Raw genomic sequence first — 17,407 nt, forward strand, 5'->3', positions numbered from 1 at the left:
CCGCGCCGTCCGGACCAGCGTCCGAACGGCGCGCCACGTCACCAGAGGGAAACGGTCCTCTGATGCGCTAGGGCATGTGGTATTTGCCGCTGCTGTCCTGCAGCCATGTCCCGCGTGCGGGATCGATGTCGATGAGGGTCCCGTGCAGCTTGCACGCCTCCTCGACCGGGGCGAGGAACTTGCTTTCGAAGTCCGCCTGGGTGACCGTCCGCGCGTTGATGGCGGCCGTCATGTAATTGAAGGCGCTCTCGAGCTCGGCGGAGCGGGGCGTGGTGTTGCCCTTGGCGTCCTTGTTCAGGTCGAGGCCATCTCCCGGGTCGTCGGTCCTGTCCTCGGGCCGGGGGCCGACGCGGAAGTTGGCCGGCATGTTCTTCAGGGCCTTGTCGACGTCGGACGCGCCGAACGCTTTGGGGGCGAGTGGCGCCAGCGTGGTGCTGATCTGCTGCTCCTGAGCGGGGGTCAGCACAGCGAGGAACTGCTGGAAGAGCGACTTGGGAATGATGTGGTGCAGCGTGTCGACCAGTGGACCGTTGGAGTGCGCCGTCTTCACGGCGGCCAGCTCGCTGCTCGTCGACCCGAGCTTCCAGTCCTTCTTCTTCTTGGCGCGCTGCACGATACCGACACCGACGGCCCGGTCGGAGCCGGCCGGGCCGCACCCGGGGCGGTGTTCGTGGCGACTTCGCTCGATCATGGCTGCGACCGCGGCGTTCCCGACGCTGCGCTGCAGGGCGAACAGCGACCCCGGCGGCGGTCCGGCGCTCCCCGCCGCCGCTCCGCCTCGCTCGCCGCTCCGCCGTGACCGCGCTGCCTGAGCGTGAGCGAACTCCGCCTCCGGCGAGGACTGTGCGCGCATACGTCCCTCCTCCTGGCCGGTCTCCATGCTCACAACAGCGGCCCGCCTCTGAGAAGCACCCCCGGGGCAGACCCGGGGCAGCACCGCTGCGCGCTCGGGGCAGAACCGCAGCTCCTGGCGGGCACGCCGACGACAAGCGCCTCCCCGAGCTGGCCACCGGTGTGCCCACCTTGGTCTACGTGTCGGCTCCGCCGGGGTGGTGCTGGTGGCGGCTGTCGGTGGGACGGGGCGTGAGGTGCGGCCGGCGAGAGGGAGTGCGTTCGATGACCAGGAGGGCGGCGTCGTCGGCGGGGTGGCCGCCGATGTGGGTGAGCAGATCGCGGTGGATGTGGTGCAGCAGAGTATCGGGGTTGGTGGCGGGGAAGGAGGCGACTCGTTCGGCGAGTGGGTAGAACGCTCCGGACGGCGAGCGGGCTTCGATGACACCGTCGGTGTAGAGGACGAGCATGTCACCGCATGTGAGGGTGAACGGGTCGGTGTGGTCGTCGTCGACGGATGGTTCGACCACGCCCAGCGGAGGCAGGGGCTGCCGGGCGTGCAGGACCGTGACCTGCTGATCGCGCACCAGCAGAGGCGGGGGATGCCCGCAGTTGATCATCTCGGCGACCGACAGGGCGTCGTCGGGGATCTCCAGGACGAGGCAGGTGATGAAGTGCTCGCCGGCGTCGTGCTCGGTGTCCGCCACGTCCTCCACGTTCCGGGAGACGCTGTCTCCGAGGGCAGCCACCAGCTCGGGGAGGGTGGCATACCGGTGAGCGCCCTCACGGAATGCCCCCAGCGCCAGCGAGGCCTCACCGATGGCGGCCAGCCCGTTGCCCCGGACATCGCCGATGACCACCCGGGTCGCGGCATGCGCGGCGCGGGCGAACGCAAACAGATCACCCCCGATCTCGGCCTCGTCCTCCGCGGACATATACAGCCATGCCACCTGCAACGACCCGATCCGGCGTGGCGGAGGCCGCAGCAGAACCCGCTGAGCCGTCTCCGCCACGGAGCGTGCCCGGCTCAGCGCCCGGTCACGCCGCTCCCGCACGAACCGCATGAAGACCACCAAGGCGGAGAGCGCGGTCAGCGCGATGATCTGCGCCATGCGGTTGGTCGTGGTCAGTCCGCCGAGGGAGGCAGCGATGAGCACCTGGGCCGCCACTGCCAGGACCCCGGCGAGAGCGGTGAGCCGTGGCCCGGCGAGGGAGGCGGTCAGAGCGGGCGCGATGACCAGCAGTGGGCCCAGCTGGACATCGCGCCCGGTGAAGATATCCAGCACGGCAATCGTCACAATCAGCACGAACGGGATCGCCACCAGCCCACCGCCGGCTGGATGCTCCAGGTAGTGATCCCACAGACGTCGCGCACCCATATGACCCTCAGCACCTCCTGGGCGCCCACCGCCGCGACCTCACCGGGCTCCGTACGGCGCTCGCCGCACTCATGACCGGCTGCGAGGCAGACCGCGTCCCGGGCAGGGCAGGCCCTCAGTCCTCCAGTTCGGCGAGCCAGCGCAGGGCGCGCAGACCCGGCAGGAAGCAGTACTCACCGCCTCGGGTGACCACGAAGCTGGGCAGGTTCTGCAGGCGGCGCCGGACCGGCTTCTCCGGGATGGTGGCGCTGCCGGTTCCGTCGTGGTGCCCGGCTACGGGGTCCTTCTCGCCGGGGTAGCCGATGAAGTTGCCGTCGTTGACCCACTCGGCCTTGATGAATTCGAACTGTCGTTCAAGATGGGCTCCGATGAAGACTCCGACCAGGCCCCGGTCGGCGCCGTCGTCCTCCAGCACGCCCTCCGGCAGCGGCGGGCCGTAGGTGGTGCCGCGGCGGATGAGGCGGTGCATCCGTGCGTCGCCGATGATGGTGGCATCGCGGGGGTTGGTACGCCGGATGTGCGCGCCGGCGGGGCACCGGAAGCCGCGATCGTCGTTCTCCCGGTACAGGAAGTCGTTGACGCGGTGCGGGTCGGCCGCCAGCTCCGGATCATCGTGCTCCGGCGACAGCGTCAGCGGCGCCCCGCTGGGCCAGCGCCCGACCATCTTCGCCGCGAGGAGCGCCTCCTCCCGGGCGCCGGCGCTGTTCGCGCGCAGGTACTGGCGCCAGGCCGCCACCTTGGTGTGAATCTTGCGCACGGCCACGTAGGTCCCGTTGCGCCCCAGCACGTCGGGGCTGGGCATAGGCGGCAGACTGCCGGTTTCGTCGGGGTAGCCGAGGATGAATTCGCCGGCCTTGATGGGGGCTTCCTGGGGGTTGGAGCCGGGCAGCCCGAGGCCCTCGATGTTCGGATGGCTGATGCCGTCGCGGAATCCGAAGGTGGTGCGCCCGGTCGGGAGCTGGTGGACCTCCTGCTGCCAGATCACCTGGACACCGGGTGTGTCCCGGTAGGCGGCGCGGGCCCGCTCCAGAGCCTTGTCCAGCCGCGCCGCATCGGGAGAGAGGGCACTCAACGCGATATGCACATCGGCCGTTCCGAACGGTGGCTCCCAATGGGCCGGGGCACTCTCGCCCACGTCGCCGATCAGGTCCGCACGCGCGGCCATGCCCTGACGAAACGCCTGCGGAAAGCTGTCCAGCGACTCCTGGGGCACGCCCAGGGCCCGCAGTCCCTGGTGGGTGAACGCCACCGCCACCCAGGCATCCTGGCTCGGGTCCGCGCTGGGGAAACCACCCTCGATCGCCGGGAGCAGCCGTCGCAGCAGGGAACGCCCGGCGTGGCGGTCATCGACATGCAGGAAGATGAACCTTCCCTCGTACGGCGCCGGCCGTGGACGCAATGCCCCGCTCTGGACGTCGTCGATCTCGACGCCCACACCGACTCCACTCGTGCTTGCCGCCGCGTCCATGATCGCTTGTGCCTCCACATCGGTCTTCAACGGGACAACCCCGCGCCGCCCGGCTCACACCCGCCGACGCGGTCCATGACGCGCCGAGGTCGGTTGTGTCCGGGTTCTAGGCTGCGGCTTCCTCCATCAGCTTCTGGAAGGCAGGCGTGGCCAGCAACTCGGCGTTGGCCTGGTTGTCCAGCGCCGCCCGGAACTCGGGGGTGTCCAGCACCGCCTGGAACGCCTTGTTCACGCGTTGGTCCTTGTAGATCTGCTGAACGGTCAGGTCGGGATAGGCGCTGACGAAGACCCCCGCGGCTTCCTGGTGGGCGACGAACCAGTCCTTCGCCCCTGGATCGCTGACGCCGGGGAACCCTTCGCTGTGCGAGAAGACCTTGTCGAAGCGGGACCCGACCACCGTCTGGGCGAAGTCGTCGATGTAGGTGTCCCAGGAGCCGTCGAAGACGCTGGCGAACATGAACCGGGTGTCGTTGTCGAAGATCACGTGCCGTGCGTCATGCAGGGTGCCGATCTGGCGCACCGCCGCATGGACCTTCTCGTCATCCGTCGCGTCGGCGAGCGTAGCGAGATCCTCACGCAGCGCATCGGCATGGCCCGGCTTGATCTTGGTGAAGACGGTGAACTCGCTGCACACCCCATCCTTCCTGCCCGGGCGCTCGGGTCGGGGTGACGGGGTCGCATCTGTCGTCGCGGCCATGGTGAGCCTCTCCTGCCACGAATCCGTTGCCACGGATCCGTCCAAGGGTCGCCAAGCGCTCGGGGGTGAGGCGCCATCGCCCTCATCTCCCATGATGGCCGCGCCGCGCCGCCCGCGCCTCACCAGCACAGGGCAACCCACCCATCGCCCGCGTCGACAACACTGCGGTCAGTGCACCTGGTCGGGCGGTGCGGTGCCAGGGGCGCCGGGGTGGTGAACAACCCCGGCCTCCCGGAATCCTTCCCTGTCCGGCTAGCCCATCGCGGCAATGCCAGGTGCGATGTGCTCGGCGATCTGGTGGGTGAAGCTGACCGGGTGCCGGTCGGGCAGCACCTGGATCTCGCTGATACCCAGGCTCGCGTACGCCTCCGCGTCCGCGAGAAAAGCGTCCGGCCTGGCCAGCACCGGGCCGTTGTACATCACGGTCTTCGCGATGGCGTCGTAGTCACGGTCCTCCGCGGCGCAGTGGGCGCGCAGCACATCGAGCTTGTGGGCCACTTCTTCCTGGTCGGTGGCGAACAGATTGCAGGCGTCCGCATACCGGGCGGCCAGGAGCAGGGTCTTCCTCTCGCCCCCGCCGCCGATCATGATCGGCGGGCGCTCGCCGATCGGCTCGGGCACACACAACGTCTCGGCGAGCTGGTAATGACGGCCCCGGAACGGGCCGTTGTCGTCGCTCCACATCTGCAGGCAGATCAGGATCGTCTCCTCCAGTCGTTCGAACCGCTCGGCGACCGGAACCACCGGCACTCCGAGCCCGTACTGCTCCCGCTCGTACCAGGAGGCGCCGATACCCAGCCTGGCCCTGCCGCGCGACAGCACATCGAGGCTGGTGACGATCTTCGCCAGCAGCCCGGGGTGCCGGTACATCACACCCGTGACCATCAGGCCGAGCGTCATGCGCTCGCTCACCGCCGCCACATAGCCGAGCGTGGTGTACCCCTCCAGCATCGGGTCGTCGGCAACGGTCTGCCCGGTCTCCATCTGAAAGTAGTGATCCATCACGGTGAACGACGAGATCCCCGCCTGTTCGGCGATCCTCACCGACTCCGCGAGCGTCGGCGCGATGAGCGCGGGGTCGGCCGGTGTCGAATAGTTCCAGTAGTGCAAGCCGAGATTCACGTCCGACCTCCGCAGGTCAAGGGAGAGCGGGCCGGGACGGCGTCGCCGCCCCGGCCGAAGTGTTCAGGACGCGTGCTTGGCGTACTCGCTCTGCACTGCGTCGACGCTCACGTACTCGCGGTCGGGCAGGTTCCTCGCGACGGTGGCACGTTCCGTGAGCCCGTTCGCATCCATTCAATTACCCTATGCAGTCTCTCGTCACGCTACGCGAGGTCGAAGTCATCGGCATTTCGGTACGCCCGGCCGAGCGGCCCCTGCGCTCGGCACGGATACGCCACGGATACCGTCGGGGTCGCCGGGGTGCGCGGCTCACGGGATACAGCACCGTTCCTGCCGTCCGACCGACGCATACGGGTCAAAGACGGGCCCTTCTCGGACGCGGCTTCGCCCTGCTGCTGACGTCGACGTCGCGAAGGACATCTTCGATCCCGGCCGTTCATACGCCTCCGGGGAGGAAACACGTGCGCGCACGCGGATCACGTACAAGCGTCCTCGCGGCGGCACTGGCTGCGGCAGCAATCGCGGGTGGCGTCACAGCATCGGCGAACTTCGCTCGCCGGACACCCGCGGCGGCAGACCGGGCCCGGCTGTCCCAGCTCGCTCAGAGCTACCTGCAACAACGCGCCCACCAGGTGACCCGCGCCGCCGCACAGTCCCCCACCGCCGAACCACCGGCCGCGGCCACACCGTCGATGCGAGCCGGGTTGCGGGCGGAATTCGCCGCGCTGGTCCGTCAAGGCCGCGCCTACTGGCAGGCCGACGGCGGGTACATCCGCGCCACGGTCGACGTGACGGTGGACGACGCGGCCGAGGAAGGAGACACCGTGACACTGCGCATCACGGAGGACACCCGCCTCTACCACCCGTTCACGTCCGCTCAAGCAGCGGATGGAGCCCCGGAGTACGAGGAGTACTCGCTCCCCCACACAATGACCTTCATCCGTGGCCCTTCGGGGTCCTGGCTGCTCGCCTCGGACAAGGCCGAACTGGACGGCGGGCTCGCGCCGAGCACGCAGGTCGCCGCGTCCGGCCCGGGGTGAGCGGCTCCGCACTCAACATCGAAATGATCGCCGCAGAACAACATCGCACGCCAACTCCGAGGGGATGACCGACGCCGGACGCGACCTCAGCGCCTGACGGCCCAATGTCCGGCCCGCACACCGGGAATCCTTGCCACGCTCGGGCTTCGAGGGCGCCCGATGGGGCAGGTTACGGAAACCGGCACGGAGGGTACGCGGAGGACTCCCCTGCGCGGACGGCCGCGCATACCCTGGCACGTATGACCACGGGGGATGAACTGCTCCTGCTCGCGATAGGCCCGGGCAGGCGACGAATCCGGATACGGGCCGAGGACCGGCTCCGGTTCGCCTTGCGGGCCTCGGAGTTGGCGGATCTGGTCCTGGCCGGACGGATCACCATCGGCCCCCGAAAGATCGAGGTGTTGGACCCCCGGCGCGTCGAGGACCGCCGCCTGAACAACGTCCTGCGCAGTCTGGGCGCGACTGTGCCCCCGCCCAGCCTCAAGGACTGGCTGCGCCGCACACCGCGCTCCCTCACCACCGAGTACCTCTCCCGGCTGGAGGACCAGAGGGCGGTCCGGGTCCGCCGGTGGCGCGACCCCGGCGGCCGTAAGCGCCACGACATACTCTCCGTCGACCTGCCGCGCCGCCGGGCGGTGCTGGCCCGCCTCGACAGCGTGGTCCGCTCCGGCTCCGCGACGTCCACCGCCGACCGCGACCTGACCCTCGCCGCCCTCGTCCAGACCGCGGGCCTGGCCCCTGCCGCCTACCCCGGCCTGCGGGGCATCGCCGACCGCCGCCGTTTGGCCGCCCTCACCGCGACCAACCGCCTCGCCCCTTCAACCGCCAGAGCGGCCTCGGCCGCCGACGAGGAATTCGCTGCGGCACTGACCACCGGCGCCGACATCTTCACCCGCCAGCTCATCGACGAACTCAGCGACCTCTACGCCGACTTCACCACCGGCGGCCACGGCCTCGGCCACGACCTGGACCCGGGCAGCTGGTCCGAGGGTGGCGCAGGCGGCACCGGCCACCACGGCGGTGGTCACGGAGGCAGCGGCCACGGCGGCTGGTGACACCGACAGCCGGGAGTCGCAGGGCGGCTGGGCCGCCTCGCCCCTGTTCGGCGGCATCCTCGCCTCGGCGGTCTCCGCCCGGCTGGACCCGACGTCAGGCGCTCCAGAGGGCTTGACCAAAGCAGCCGAGCAAGGCGTCCTGCTCAGCGGACAGAACCTTCCGGCGGCACTGTCCGGCGTCGTCAGGGAGACGGACAGGGCGGTCCTGGGCGGCTACTCCGTCATCCTTTGGTGGGCGGTCGGCCTCACGCTGCTCGCGGGCCTGATCGCCGGCCTGCTGGTCACGGCCAAGGCACCGAGTGGTGACCCCGGCTCCCGTTGATCCCGTGCACCGGCCGATCCACCGGCCCGGCGGGCTACGGCGATGATCCGCGACATCAAGGCCGGCAAAGCCGACCACCTGCTGTAGCAGGCCGCCGGTCGCCCACCGCCCTCAGAGCGCTCCCCCCGCGCGCTGGGGGCAGCAGACGCCCGGTGAGAGATTTACCACATCAATTGCTACCATCGGCTCATGGATACTCCTGCGGAATACGGCCCCGACGAGGGCCCCGCCCAGAAGGTCAGCGTTTCCATGCCCGCCGGCCGGATCGCTGCCGTGAAGGCACGGGTCGGAGCCCGCGGCTTCTCGGCCTACATCAGTGCGGCCGTGGAGCGGCAGATACAGCGCGATCTGCTGGAGGAGCTGCTCCAGGCCAAGGAAGCAGAGATCGGCCCACCGAACCAGGAGATCCAGGACTGGGCTGCGGGAATCTTCCGGGAAGCCGAAGGCCTGTCGCTGCAGGAAGGCGTCGAGCCGACAGCGGAGGGGGAATCCAGGTGGGACGCCCACAAGGCCAGCTGAGCCACGGCGTCCTTCTCCTCGACTCCGAAGGGCTGAACCGGTTCGTCGACAATGATCCCCGGATCGTCGGACTGGTCCGGGCTGCGCAGTCCAAGGACACCTTGGTCGCTGTCAGCAACCTGACGCTGATCGAGACTTGGCATTCAAAGGTCCGAATGGACCGCTTTCGGTGGCACGTGTCCCGTCTCGAAGTGCTACCTGTGACCGAGACGATCACGTGGCAGGCCATCGACCTGCTTCGCAATGCGAACCTCCATGGACACAAGTACGCCATCGATTCCGTCGTGGCCGCAACGGCATTGAGCTACGCGGGTCCACGGGTCGTCGTCACATCGGACGTGGACGACATCAACAAACTCTGCGGAGACCGGGTGCGAACCGTGGGCGTCTGAGAAAGCGCATGCGAAAGGGTCGGGACCGCAGGAGTCAGGGTCCCGGCCCGTGGTCGGCCGGCCAGGAAAAGCTTCCGCGCGGGCCTGATCGAGACGGGTGGAGCTGCCACAGGGGCGGCCCTTCGTGTTCGCCGCTTACTGCCCAGGCAGCACAACTGAGCGACGGTGGGCACCGTGAGCGGGGAATGTCTGGCAGCTCGGGCGGGACACGGTGTCCCGGTCGGGAATGTCAACGGGGCAACATGACCCAGGACTTGATGCCCAACTGCGGCGGTGAAGCCTCGCAGGCACCCCACTCACCGCCCCAGTCGTCCACAACAGCGGCCAGCAGCCACAGCGCCCGCCGACGCCGCGACTCGCAGAGCGTGGCCACGTCCGGGTCGAGGTGGTGGGGGTGCTGGTCCCAGACGAGGAGGCGGAGCACGTCGTCCCGGTGGCGCAGGGATACGTACAGCTCCTTTCCCGGGCTCATCCTGGCGGTGACGGTAATGAGTTCGGACGCCGCGAGCGTGGCCGGCCAGGCGTACGGGGCCAGCCCGTGCGTCTTCAGGGCGGCGGCGATCGCCATACGGCCGATGAGCGCGCTGCGGACGTCGCCGGGGAGGGTGAAACTCAGCGCGAGCCCGCGCGCGGAGCGACCCTTGGAGCGCAGGTAGGGCTGGGGGTACTGCTGCGGGTTGGGATGCGGGCTGCCGGGATGCGGATACGGGACCGGCATACGCGTCTCGGCGACGGCCGGGCAGAGCGCGGCGAGTGGAGATGAGTGCATGGCTGACTCCCCTGATACGGGTGGCGAGTTGGCGGTGTCTCTCTTTCGCGTGGGTGCGCACGAGTGGCTCACACGGTTGCGCTGCGGACGAGCAGTGGCCTGTCTCCCTGACGCGGGACTGCCCCTCCCAGGGAAGGAGGTTGCGGGCAGGACCACGCGATGCACTTCCAGTTCGTCGCCGCTGTGTGAGCGGTGCATAACTTAATGTAGCCCTCGGAGGGCAAAATAACCCTCTCCTTTTGGCGAATGAACCCTTTCGTGGCCGCGTCGCACGCGCACGCGGCAGACTGCCGGTGACCGCATGCGGAAAGGAACGGCATGGCAGCAAGGACGTCCCCCACCGAACGTCAGAAGCGGCTCGGTGTCGAGCTGCGGAGGATGCGCACATCGGCCGACGTCTCCGCCGAGTTCGCGGCCGGCCTGCTCGGCGTGGACCGTGGCAAGATCTCGAACATCGAGGCCGGCGCACGCCCCATCAGCCCGGACCGCCTACGCACGCTGGCCTGCAACTGCGACTGCACGGACGAGAAGTACATCGACGCACTCGTCGAGATGGCGCAACCACGCGGACGTGGCTGGTGGGAAAGATATCGAGGCGCTCTGCCTCAAGGTCTGCTCGACATCGCCGAACTGGAGGCGCACGCGCTCCGCATGCGAGCTGCGTACTCGATGCACATCCCGGGCCTGCTCCAGACCTCTGATCACGCCCTGGCCCTCTTCCGAGTGGTGATCCCCCAGCTGCCGGAACGGGAGGTCGCGCTGCGGCTTGCACATCGCGTGGAGCGCCAAGAGGTTCTGGACGGGGATACGCCGCCGTCCTTCACAGGAATCGTTCACGAGGCAGCACTGCGCATGCAGTTCGGCGGCCGCGCCGTGGCGCGCGCCCAACTGGATCACTTGCTGAAGAAGTCCGAACAGATGAATGTGACGCTTCTGGTCATCCCCTTTGAGGCAGGAGCTTTCCCCGGCGCCGGGCAGACCGTCCTGTACGCAGAAGGACCGGTGCCTCAGCTCGACACCGCGCAGATCGACAACTCGCACGGACCCCTCTTCGTCCACACGGACGCGCAACTGGCGAAGTACCGGGCTCACTTGGACTGGATGGAGGGGATCGCACTGTCGCCGGACAAGTCGCGGGGCTTCATCCACAACATCGCACGCCAACTCTGAGGAGATGACCGATGTCGGACGTCAACTGGGAAGACTCATTCTGCGGAGAAGGTAACTCCTGCTTCCGGATCGGAACCGATGAACAGGGCAACAGCTACATCGCGGTCACCGGCGCGGAGGAGCACTTCCTCACCGACAGCCGCGAGGCTCTCCAGCAGTTGATCCGCGACATCAAGGCGGGCGCTGCCGACCACCTGCTGTAACGCCGCAGGGCCCGGTACCGCGAACTGGTCGCAGTACCGGGCTTAGGATCTCGCGCTCCGCGCCATAGCGCGTCGTGCTGACCAGCGCCTCCTCAGACTGTCTCAGTCCTTGTCCACGTGTTCGCGTCTCAGTTTCGTGGCACTTCTTCAGGACTGGATTCCGCTGTCGTGTGCTGCTGCGGCGCAGCTACGTCCGCGGCTTCATGTCCGGCGTCGCGCCACTGGGCGAAGCGGTCGTAGACCGTCTGCCAGGCCCGAACTCCAACGGCATCTCCCGCCACTGGCTGCCGGCGCGGAACCGTCAGATCGCGCTCTCGAACTGCTCGCGCAGGTGCTCCGGTTACGGGTCGTAGCGCCCGACCGGCAGAATCGGCTGAATCAACTCCCGCTCGCCGTCGCTGAGTTCACGTTGCGCCACGCAGGCTTTCCACCAGCCCGGAGGCCACACCGACCCAGAACCGACAGAATTGATCACGCTCCAGACGGGGCCTGGTGGAGTCAAGGCCGTCACCGGGCGGCGAGTGGTCGACAAGGGCTTCGGGCTGCAACCGTTGACTGAATGCCCACGTGCGGAAAGTGCAATCTTGCTCAGATTCGCACTGTTTGCTGCTGGCAAGTCCTTGCCACGGCAAGGACTTGCCGTCATCAGGCCTTCACGTCGGCGTTACCGGCCGATAGACCCATGGCATGTTCTCTCCCTCTCAGGCTTCCGCCTTCCGGCGCAGACGCTGGCAGCTGATCTCGGCCGCCACCGCGGTGCCGCTGCTGGCGTCGGGGCTCGCAGTTCTGCAAGCGCCCGCACAAGCCGCTCCGAGTAAACCCACCGTTCCCGCCAAGCCCTCGGCGACCCACAAGGTCACCCTGGTCACCGGCGACGTCGTCACAGTCACCACGATGGCCGACGGCAAGCAGACCGCCGACGTCGACCGGCCGGACAGCGCCGTCGGCGGCGTGAAGATCCAGGAGATCAAGGGTGACCTGTTCGTCATCCCGGACGAGGCGGCGCCGCTGCTGGGCACGGACAAGCTGGACCGGCGGCTGCTCAACGTCACCGACCTGATCGAGATGGGCTACGACGACGCGGAGTCGGCCGCGGTGCCGCTGATCGCGGCGTACGCCCAGCCGAAGTCCCGCTCGGCCGTCGAGCCGACGGCCCCTCGCGGCAGCAAGCTGACCCGCAAGCTCAAGGGCATCCGTGGTGCCGCGCTCAGCACCGAGAAGCGGCAGGCCCGCACCTTCTGGACCACCGTCGCGCCGCAGGGCAGCGCGAAGTTGGGCGCGGGTGTGTCGAAGCTGTGGCTCGACGGTCGCGTGAAGGCCAACCTGAAAGAAAGCGTGCCGCTGATCGGCGCGCCCGAGGCCTGGGCGGCCGGCTACACCGGCAAGGGCGTCAAGGTCGCGGTGCTCGACACCGGCATCGACGTCAACCACCCCGACTTCGTCGGCCTGATCGACGGCACGACCAGCTTCGTGCCGGGTGAGGGCGTCACCGACGTCAACGGGCACGGCACGCATGTGGCCAGCACGATCGTCGGCTCCGGCGCCGCCTCCGGCGGTGACTACAAGGGCGTCGCCCCCGGCGCCGACCTGTTCGTCGGCAAGGTGCTCGGCGGCGCGGGGGGCTACGGCCAGGACTCCTGGGTCATGGCCGGCATGCAGTGGGCCGCCGAGTCCGGTGCGGACGTCGTCAACATGAGCCTCGGCGACTCCTACCCGACGGACGGCAGCGACCCGATGTCGCAGACGGTCGACGCGCTGTCCGCGCAGTACGGCACTCTGTTCGTCATCGCCGCCGGCAACGCGGGCCCGGAGAGCATCTCCGCCCCGGGCGCGGCCACCTCGGCGCTGACCGTGGCCGCCACGGACAAGCAGGACCAGCTCGCGTCCTTCTCCAGCACCGGCCCGCTGGCCCACTCCGGCGGCATGAAGCCGGACATCGCCGCGCCCGGGGTGCGCATCACCGCGGCCCGCTCGCAGGAGATGACCGACGGTGGTGCGGGCCTTTACCGCACCCTCAGCGGCACCTCGATGGCCACCCCGCACGTGGTCGGCGCGGCGGCGATCCTGGCCCAGCAGCACCCGGACTGGACCGGCGCGCAGCTCAAGGAACACCTGATGAGCACCGCGAAGGGCCTGGCCGACAGGTACTCGCCGTACGAGGTCGGCACCGGCCGTGTCGACGTGGCCGCCGCCGTGCGCACCACGGTCCGCGGCACCGGATCGCTCTTCTTCGGCAACTACACATGGCCGCACGAGCCGAGCGACGTCGCCGTCACGAAGGACCTGACCTTCACCAACACCGGTTCCGCCGCCGTCACGCTGAACCTGGCCCTGACCAACGACGGCGGCCCGTTCACGCTGGGAGCCACCACGGTGACCGTCCCGGCGGGCGGCACCGCCGCCGTCCCGGTGGCCGGTGACCCGCAAGCCGCCTCGGTAGGCCGACACGTCGGCTACGTGATAGCCACCGACGCGGCCACTGGGAAGCCGGTGACCCGCACGTCGGTGGCGCTGCTCAAGGAGGCGGAGCGCTACGACCTGAACATCAAGCTGGTCGGCCGGGACGGCAAGCCCGCCGCCGGCTGGGTCGACATGAACCTGGCCGGAGACGTCTGGCCGTGGTCGGTCTACGTCGACGGCTCGACCACCATGCGCATGGCACCCGGTCTGTACACCGTCGCGGGGTACCTCGACGTGGCCGGCGAGAAGGCGGACCGCTCGGGTCTGGCCGTGCTGGTCGCCCCGGAGACCGTGCTCAAGGACGGCTCCGCGGACGTGGTGCTGGACGCGAGCAAGGCACGCCTGCTGCAGACCGAGGCGCCGCAGCGCACCGAGGACCGCCAGCGCAAGGTCGACTTCAACGTCCACTACAAGGGCCTCGACCCGTTCATGGACTACCGCAGCGCGTACGTGCTGGCGCCGACGTCCGACGACGTCTACGTTGCGCCGACGAAGCCGATGACGCAGGGCGAGTTCATGCTGACGACCCGCTGGCGCAAGGGCGAGCCGCGGCTCAGCCTGAGCACGTTGGGCGGTCGGCTCCGCTTCGAGGCACTGGTGCAGGCGGGCAGCGCCCTGGGCACCGCCACGGACAAGCTGGACGCCGTCTACGCGGGCAACGGCGCGGCGGCCGAATACGAGAAGGTCATGGCCAAGGGCAAGGTCGTCGTCATCCAGCGCAGCGACGAGGTCTCGCCGCAGGAGCGCACCAAGGCCGCGGTCGCGGCCGGTGCGAAGGCGCTGATCGTGGTCAACGACGGTGTCGGTGCCCTGATGGAGTACGTCGGCAAGTCGACCATCCCGGTCGCCACCGTGCACCACGACGCGGGCAAGACCCTTGTCTCGATGGCCAAGGCCGGCATCTTGAAGCTGACCGCACAGCAGACCAAGTACACGCCGTTCGTCTACGACCTGACCCGGGACTACCCCGGCCAGGTGCCGGACCGGGCCCTGGTCTACAAGCCGACCAAGAGTGACCTCGCCCGGATCGATGCCCGCTACTACTCGGCCACGGACGGCAAGTTGGCGGAAGGCTACCGGTCCGACTTCACCCTCAGCCCGGCGGTCAACTTTCCCGACCTCGAGTGGCACCCGGGCACCCGCACCGAATGGGTGACCCCGGGCCAGGTCTGGAGGGAGTTCCACACACAGGGCGTCGACGGAGCCCTGCCGTGGACGATGGTGTCGGGCGACAACACGTATGCCAAGGGCAGCACCACCCGTCTGGACTGGTTCGCTCCGGCGACCCGGCCCGGCCAGAGCGAGTCCTTCGGTGTGTACAACTCCCGTTGGCAGGACTACATGACCTGGAACGTGCAGGCGTGGGCCTCCGCCAGCGACAACATGCGGCTGGGCGGCTACCTGCCGTGGGGCAAAACACCGTCCCACCTGCAGATCTTCCAGGGCGACACGCTGATCTACAACAACCCGGCCCGCGGAGACATGCAGTGGCGCAAGGTGCCGGCGGGCAACCTGCCCTACCGCGCCGTCCTCGACGCGGAGCGGCCCGGTGACGTCTTCCGGCTGTCGACGCGCACCCACACCGAGTGGACGTTCATGTCCGACACCGTCGACTCGGACGTCGCCGAGCGGTTCTCGGTGCTGAACCTGAACTACAAGCTGGAGTCGGATCTGCACGGCGACGTCAAGGCCGATGCGACCCAGCAGATCGCGCTCAAGCCGGTGTCGATGGACCTCGGCACCGTGCCGGGCACCGTCACCACGGTGAAGCTGGACGTCTCGTACGACGACGGCGCCACCTGGCAGAAGGTGACCCTGACCATGGGCGCCGACGGCTACTGGAAGGGTTCGTTCAGGACGGCGAAGAAGCCCGGCGGCTTCCTCTCGGTCCGCGCGAGCGCCGGGACGGACAGCGGCTTCAGCGTCAAGAACGAGATCATCCGGGCGTACGGCCTGCGATGAACCGCATTGTCGGGCCCCGGGGAGGCGACTCCCCGGGTCCCTTCCCGTCACACCCGCTCCCAGCAGGGACTATTCAGGGTCTGCCGCCATGGCGCATACTCTCCCCGCTGCGGCAAGCGGAAGGGAGTCGGTCGCCGATGCTGGATGTTCTGGGCCTCGAACCCGATGACGAGCGCGTCTACCGGACGCTGCTCGGACGGCCGAACTCCACCGCGATGCTGCTGTCGGATCTGCTCGCCCTATCGCAGGCCGACGTCGACAAGGCCCTGTCCCGCCTGGTCCAGTGGGGACTGGTGATCAGGTCGGCGGATGAGCAGTTCACCGCCGCGCCGCCGGCCATGGCGCTCGGCGCTCTCATCAGCCAGCGCCAGGACGGGCTGCGCATGGCAGAGCAGGCACTGGTGACCTTCGCCGAGGAACACCGGGCGGCGATGACCGGGAGCAGCATCAGCGATCTGATCGAGGTCGTCACGGGCGTCGACGCCATCCGTCATCGCTTCCTACAGGTGCAACAGGCAGCCCGCACGCAGGTCCGCACCTTCATCACCGCACCGTTCCTCGCCGTGCCGCCCGACGAGAACACGGCCGAACCCGTGGCCATCGACCGCGGCGTGCGCTTCCGGGCGGTACTGGACCGGGCCGTGCTGGCAGAGCCGGGCATCATCACCGATGCGATCGATTCACTGCGCAACGGCGTGCAACTGCGTGTCGCCGACCAGCTGCCGATGAAACTCGTGCTGGCCGACGCCGACCTCGGCCTTGTCCCGCTCGCGGTCACACCAGCCGGAGAGCCCGGCGCCGTGCTGCTGCACCGCAGCGGCCTGTTGGATGCGCTGGACGCGCTGTTCGAGACAATATGGCGCACCGCCCACCCGCTCGAGCTGTCGGGCACCGGCGGAGAAGCCGAAACCACCGTCGAGCTCGGTGCGGAAGGCCCGACCGACCTCGACCGAAGGATCCTCGCGCTCCTGCTGGCCGGCCTGACCGACCCGACGGCCGCAACACAGCTTGGTCTTTCACCGCGCACGCTGCACCGACGCCTGCGCCACCTCATGGACATAGCCGGAGTTCGGACCCGGATGCAGCTTGGCGCCTACGCCATCCGACACGGCTGGATAGAGCACACTGAAGGTCCTGTGCCGTTCGGAAATGCGACTGCTTCAGACTGACTCGGCACGGACTTTGACGACAACAGCTTCATCGCCGTCCTCGGCAACGAGAACCACTACCTCACCGACAGCGGCGAAGCGCTCCGCCAGATGATCCGCGGCATCAAGGCCAGTAGGGCCGGCCACCTGCTGTAACAGCAAGGGCCCGGCACCGCGACGGGCTCGCGGTGCCGGGCCCCTGTGTGTGCGGGTGCCTCAGGAAGAGGTGCCGCGCGGGAAGGAGACCTCCACGCGGCGGTTCTTCTTGCGGCCCTCTTCAGTGCCGTTGTTGGCGATCGGGTACTGCTCACCGTAGCCGCGGATATCGAAGCTGACGGTCGAGCCCAACTCCTTGACCAGCACCGACTGCACGGCGTTGGCGCGCTGCTTGGACAGCACGTCACCGTGGGCCGAAGAACCGAGATTGTCGGTGAAACCGAAGACGCGCACCTTGGTCGCGTTCTGCTTCTTGATCTCGGCCGCGATGGCTGCGATACGGGAGTTGGCCGCGGAACTCAGTTTCGCGCTGTCCTTGCCGAAGAGGACCTCGGCCTGGAGCGCGAACTTGATGCTCGCGTTGCTGTCCTCGCGACGCTCATCGCCGCCCTCGTCCTCGATGACCTGGACGATGTCGAGGACCTTGGCGGGGGCGAGCGTGCTGCCTTCGGGCATCTTCAGATCAGGGTCGTTGGGGTCGAGCTCGACCGGAGGCACCGATGTCGCCTCGGTGCCGGGAGGCACGCTTGGGCCGTCATCGGCTAGCGCTGATGAGGCTCCCAACAACGTGGCAGTGGCCATCAGCATGGCTGAAGCAACGGAGAGTCCGGCGACGCCGATTGGCTTCATCCAAGTTCGGTTGTGGGTCATATC

General features: G+C 68.6%; 16 protein-coding genes. 9 read left to right on the forward strand and 7 right to left on the reverse strand.

Annotated elements, in window-relative coordinates; all coding sequences use genetic code 11:
* Positions 1–67 precede the first annotated feature (67 nt).
* The 5 genes from OG953_RS15985 to OG953_RS16005 all read right to left on the reverse strand — a co-directional run bounded on the left by OG953_RS15985 (position 68) and on the right by OG953_RS16005 (position 5,497).
* Positions 68–853 (reverse strand): hypothetical protein, encoded by a 786-nt coding sequence (locus OG953_RS15985; protein ID WP_405684933.1) that lies wholly within the window; start codon positions 851–853, stop codon positions 68–70.
* A 175-nt stretch (positions 854–1,028) separates the two neighbouring features.
* Positions 1,029–2,210 (reverse strand): PP2C family protein-serine/threonine phosphatase, encoded by a 1,182-nt coding sequence (locus tag OG953_RS15990; RefSeq protein ID WP_405684934.1) that lies wholly within the window; start codon positions 2,208–2,210, stop codon positions 1,029–1,031.
* Between the two features lie 115 nt (positions 2,211–2,325).
* Positions 2,326–3,708 carry a Dyp-type peroxidase gene (locus tag OG953_RS15995; RefSeq protein WP_405684936.1) on the reverse strand — a complete coding sequence of 461 codons (1,383 nt, stop codon included), beginning with the start codon at positions 3,706–3,708 and terminating at the stop codon, positions 2,326–2,328.
* A gap of 76 nt (positions 3,709–3,784) precedes the next feature.
* Complete coding sequence (locus OG953_RS16000) at positions 3,785–4,312, reverse strand: hypothetical protein (RefSeq protein ID WP_405684937.1); 528 nt, start codon at positions 4,310–4,312, stop codon at positions 3,785–3,787.
* A gap of 315 nt (positions 4,313–4,627) precedes the next feature.
* Complete coding sequence (locus OG953_RS16005; RefSeq protein WP_405684938.1) at positions 4,628–5,497, reverse strand: LLM class F420-dependent oxidoreductase; 870 nt, start codon at positions 5,495–5,497, stop codon at positions 4,628–4,630.
* Between the two features lie 461 nt (positions 5,498–5,958).
* Between OG953_RS16005 and OG953_RS16010 the strand changes: the two genes are divergently transcribed.
* The 5 genes from OG953_RS16010 (at position 5,959) to OG953_RS16030 (ending at position 8,825) form a co-directional block, all read left to right on the forward strand.
* The gene (locus OG953_RS16010; RefSeq protein WP_405684940.1) at positions 5,959–6,537 is read left to right on the forward strand and encodes a hypothetical protein; all 579 of its coding nucleotides are present in this window, start codon (positions 5,959–5,961) and stop codon (positions 6,535–6,537) included.
* 239 nt (positions 6,538–6,776) lie between these two features.
* On the forward strand, positions 6,777–7,592 hold the full coding sequence (locus OG953_RS16015) for a GPP34 family phosphoprotein (RefSeq protein WP_405684941.1): 816 nt from the start codon (positions 6,777–6,779) through the stop codon (positions 7,590–7,592).
* Positions 7,558–7,914 (forward strand): hypothetical protein, encoded by a 357-nt coding sequence (locus OG953_RS16020; protein ID WP_405684943.1) that lies wholly within the window; start codon positions 7,558–7,560, stop codon positions 7,912–7,914. Before OG953_RS16015 ends, OG953_RS16020 begins: the two co-directional genes overlap by 35 nt.
* Before the next feature lie 189 nt (positions 7,915–8,103).
* Complete coding sequence (locus OG953_RS16025) at positions 8,104–8,433, forward strand: hypothetical protein (protein ID WP_405684944.1); 330 nt, start codon at positions 8,104–8,106, stop codon at positions 8,431–8,433.
* Positions 8,409–8,825 carry a type II toxin-antitoxin system VapC family toxin gene (locus OG953_RS16030; protein WP_405684945.1) on the forward strand — a complete coding sequence of 139 codons (417 nt, stop codon included), beginning with the start codon at positions 8,409–8,411 and terminating at the stop codon, positions 8,823–8,825. The genes OG953_RS16025 and OG953_RS16030 overlap by 25 nt, the downstream gene beginning before the upstream one ends.
* Positions 8,826–9,054: 229 nt before the next feature.
* Here OG953_RS16030 and OG953_RS16035 read toward each other — a convergent pair whose 3' ends face one another.
* Positions 9,055–9,594, reverse strand: coding sequence for an ATP-binding protein (locus OG953_RS16035; RefSeq protein WP_405684947.1), 540 nt, complete (start codon positions 9,592–9,594; stop codon positions 9,055–9,057).
* A 318-nt stretch (positions 9,595–9,912) separates the two neighbouring features.
* Between OG953_RS16035 and OG953_RS16040 the strand changes: the two genes are divergently transcribed.
* The 4 genes from OG953_RS16040 (at position 9,913) to OG953_RS16055 (ending at position 16,558) form a co-directional block, all read left to right on the forward strand.
* Positions 9,913–10,764: a helix-turn-helix domain-containing protein gene (locus tag OG953_RS16040; RefSeq protein ID WP_405684949.1), complete on the forward strand. Its 852-nt coding sequence runs from the start codon at positions 9,913–9,915 to the stop codon at positions 10,762–10,764.
* 11 nt (positions 10,765–10,775) lie between these two features.
* On the forward strand, positions 10,776–10,967 hold the full coding sequence (locus OG953_RS16045) for a hypothetical protein (protein ID WP_405684950.1): 192 nt from the start codon (positions 10,776–10,778) through the stop codon (positions 10,965–10,967).
* A gap of 687 nt (positions 10,968–11,654) precedes the next feature.
* On the forward strand, positions 11,655–15,389 hold the full coding sequence (locus OG953_RS16050; protein WP_405684951.1) for a S8 family peptidase: 3,735 nt from the start codon (positions 11,655–11,657) through the stop codon (positions 15,387–15,389).
* A 137-nt stretch (positions 15,390–15,526) separates the two neighbouring features.
* A complete protein-coding gene (locus OG953_RS16055) occupies positions 15,527–16,558 on the forward strand; it encodes a helix-turn-helix domain-containing protein (protein WP_405684953.1) in 1,032 nt (343 codons plus the stop codon).
* A 195-nt stretch (positions 16,559–16,753) separates the two neighbouring features.
* Here the strand turns inward: OG953_RS16055 and OG953_RS16060 are convergent, their stop codons facing one another.
* Positions 16,754–17,404, reverse strand: coding sequence for an OmpA family protein (locus OG953_RS16060; RefSeq protein WP_405684954.1), 651 nt, complete (start codon positions 17,402–17,404; stop codon positions 16,754–16,756).
* Positions 17,405–17,407: the final 3 nt, after the last annotated feature.

Origin of the sequence: Streptomyces sp. NBC_00057, assembly GCF_045041165.1 — a bacterium.
Classification (GTDB): Bacteria; Actinomycetota; Actinomycetes; order Streptomycetales; family Streptomycetaceae; genus Streptomyces.

Coding starts and splice junctions, on each gene's coding strand:
- OG953_RS16055 (WP_405684953.1), top strand. CDS start 15,527: ATGCTGGATGTTCTGGGCCTCGAACCCGATGACGAGCGCGTCTACCGG.
- OG953_RS16015 (WP_405684941.1), top strand. CDS start 6,777: ATGACCACGGGGGATGAACTGCTCCTGCTCGCGATAGGCCCGGGCAGG.
- OG953_RS16050 (WP_405684951.1), top strand. CDS start 11,655: ATGTTCTCTCCCTCTCAGGCTTCCGCCTTCCGGCGCAGACGCTGGCAG.
- OG953_RS15985 (WP_405684933.1), bottom strand. CDS start 853: ATGCGCGCACAGTCCTCGCCGGAGGCGGAGTTCGCTCACGCTCAGGCA.
- OG953_RS16045 (WP_405684950.1), top strand. CDS start 10,776: ATGTCGGACGTCAACTGGGAAGACTCATTCTGCGGAGAAGGTAACTCC.
- OG953_RS15990 (WP_405684934.1), bottom strand. CDS start 2,210: ATGGGTGCGCGACGTCTGTGGGATCACTACCTGGAGCATCCAGCCGGC.
- OG953_RS16025 (WP_405684944.1), top strand. CDS start 8,104: ATGGATACTCCTGCGGAATACGGCCCCGACGAGGGCCCCGCCCAGAAG.
- OG953_RS16060 (WP_405684954.1), bottom strand. CDS start 17,404: ATGACCCACAACCGAACTTGGATGAAGCCAATCGGCGTCGCCGGACTC.
- OG953_RS16040 (WP_405684949.1), top strand. CDS start 9,913: ATGGCAGCAAGGACGTCCCCCACCGAACGTCAGAAGCGGCTCGGTGTC.
- OG953_RS16035 (WP_405684947.1), bottom strand. CDS start 9,594: ATGCACTCATCTCCACTCGCCGCGCTCTGCCCGGCCGTCGCCGAGACG.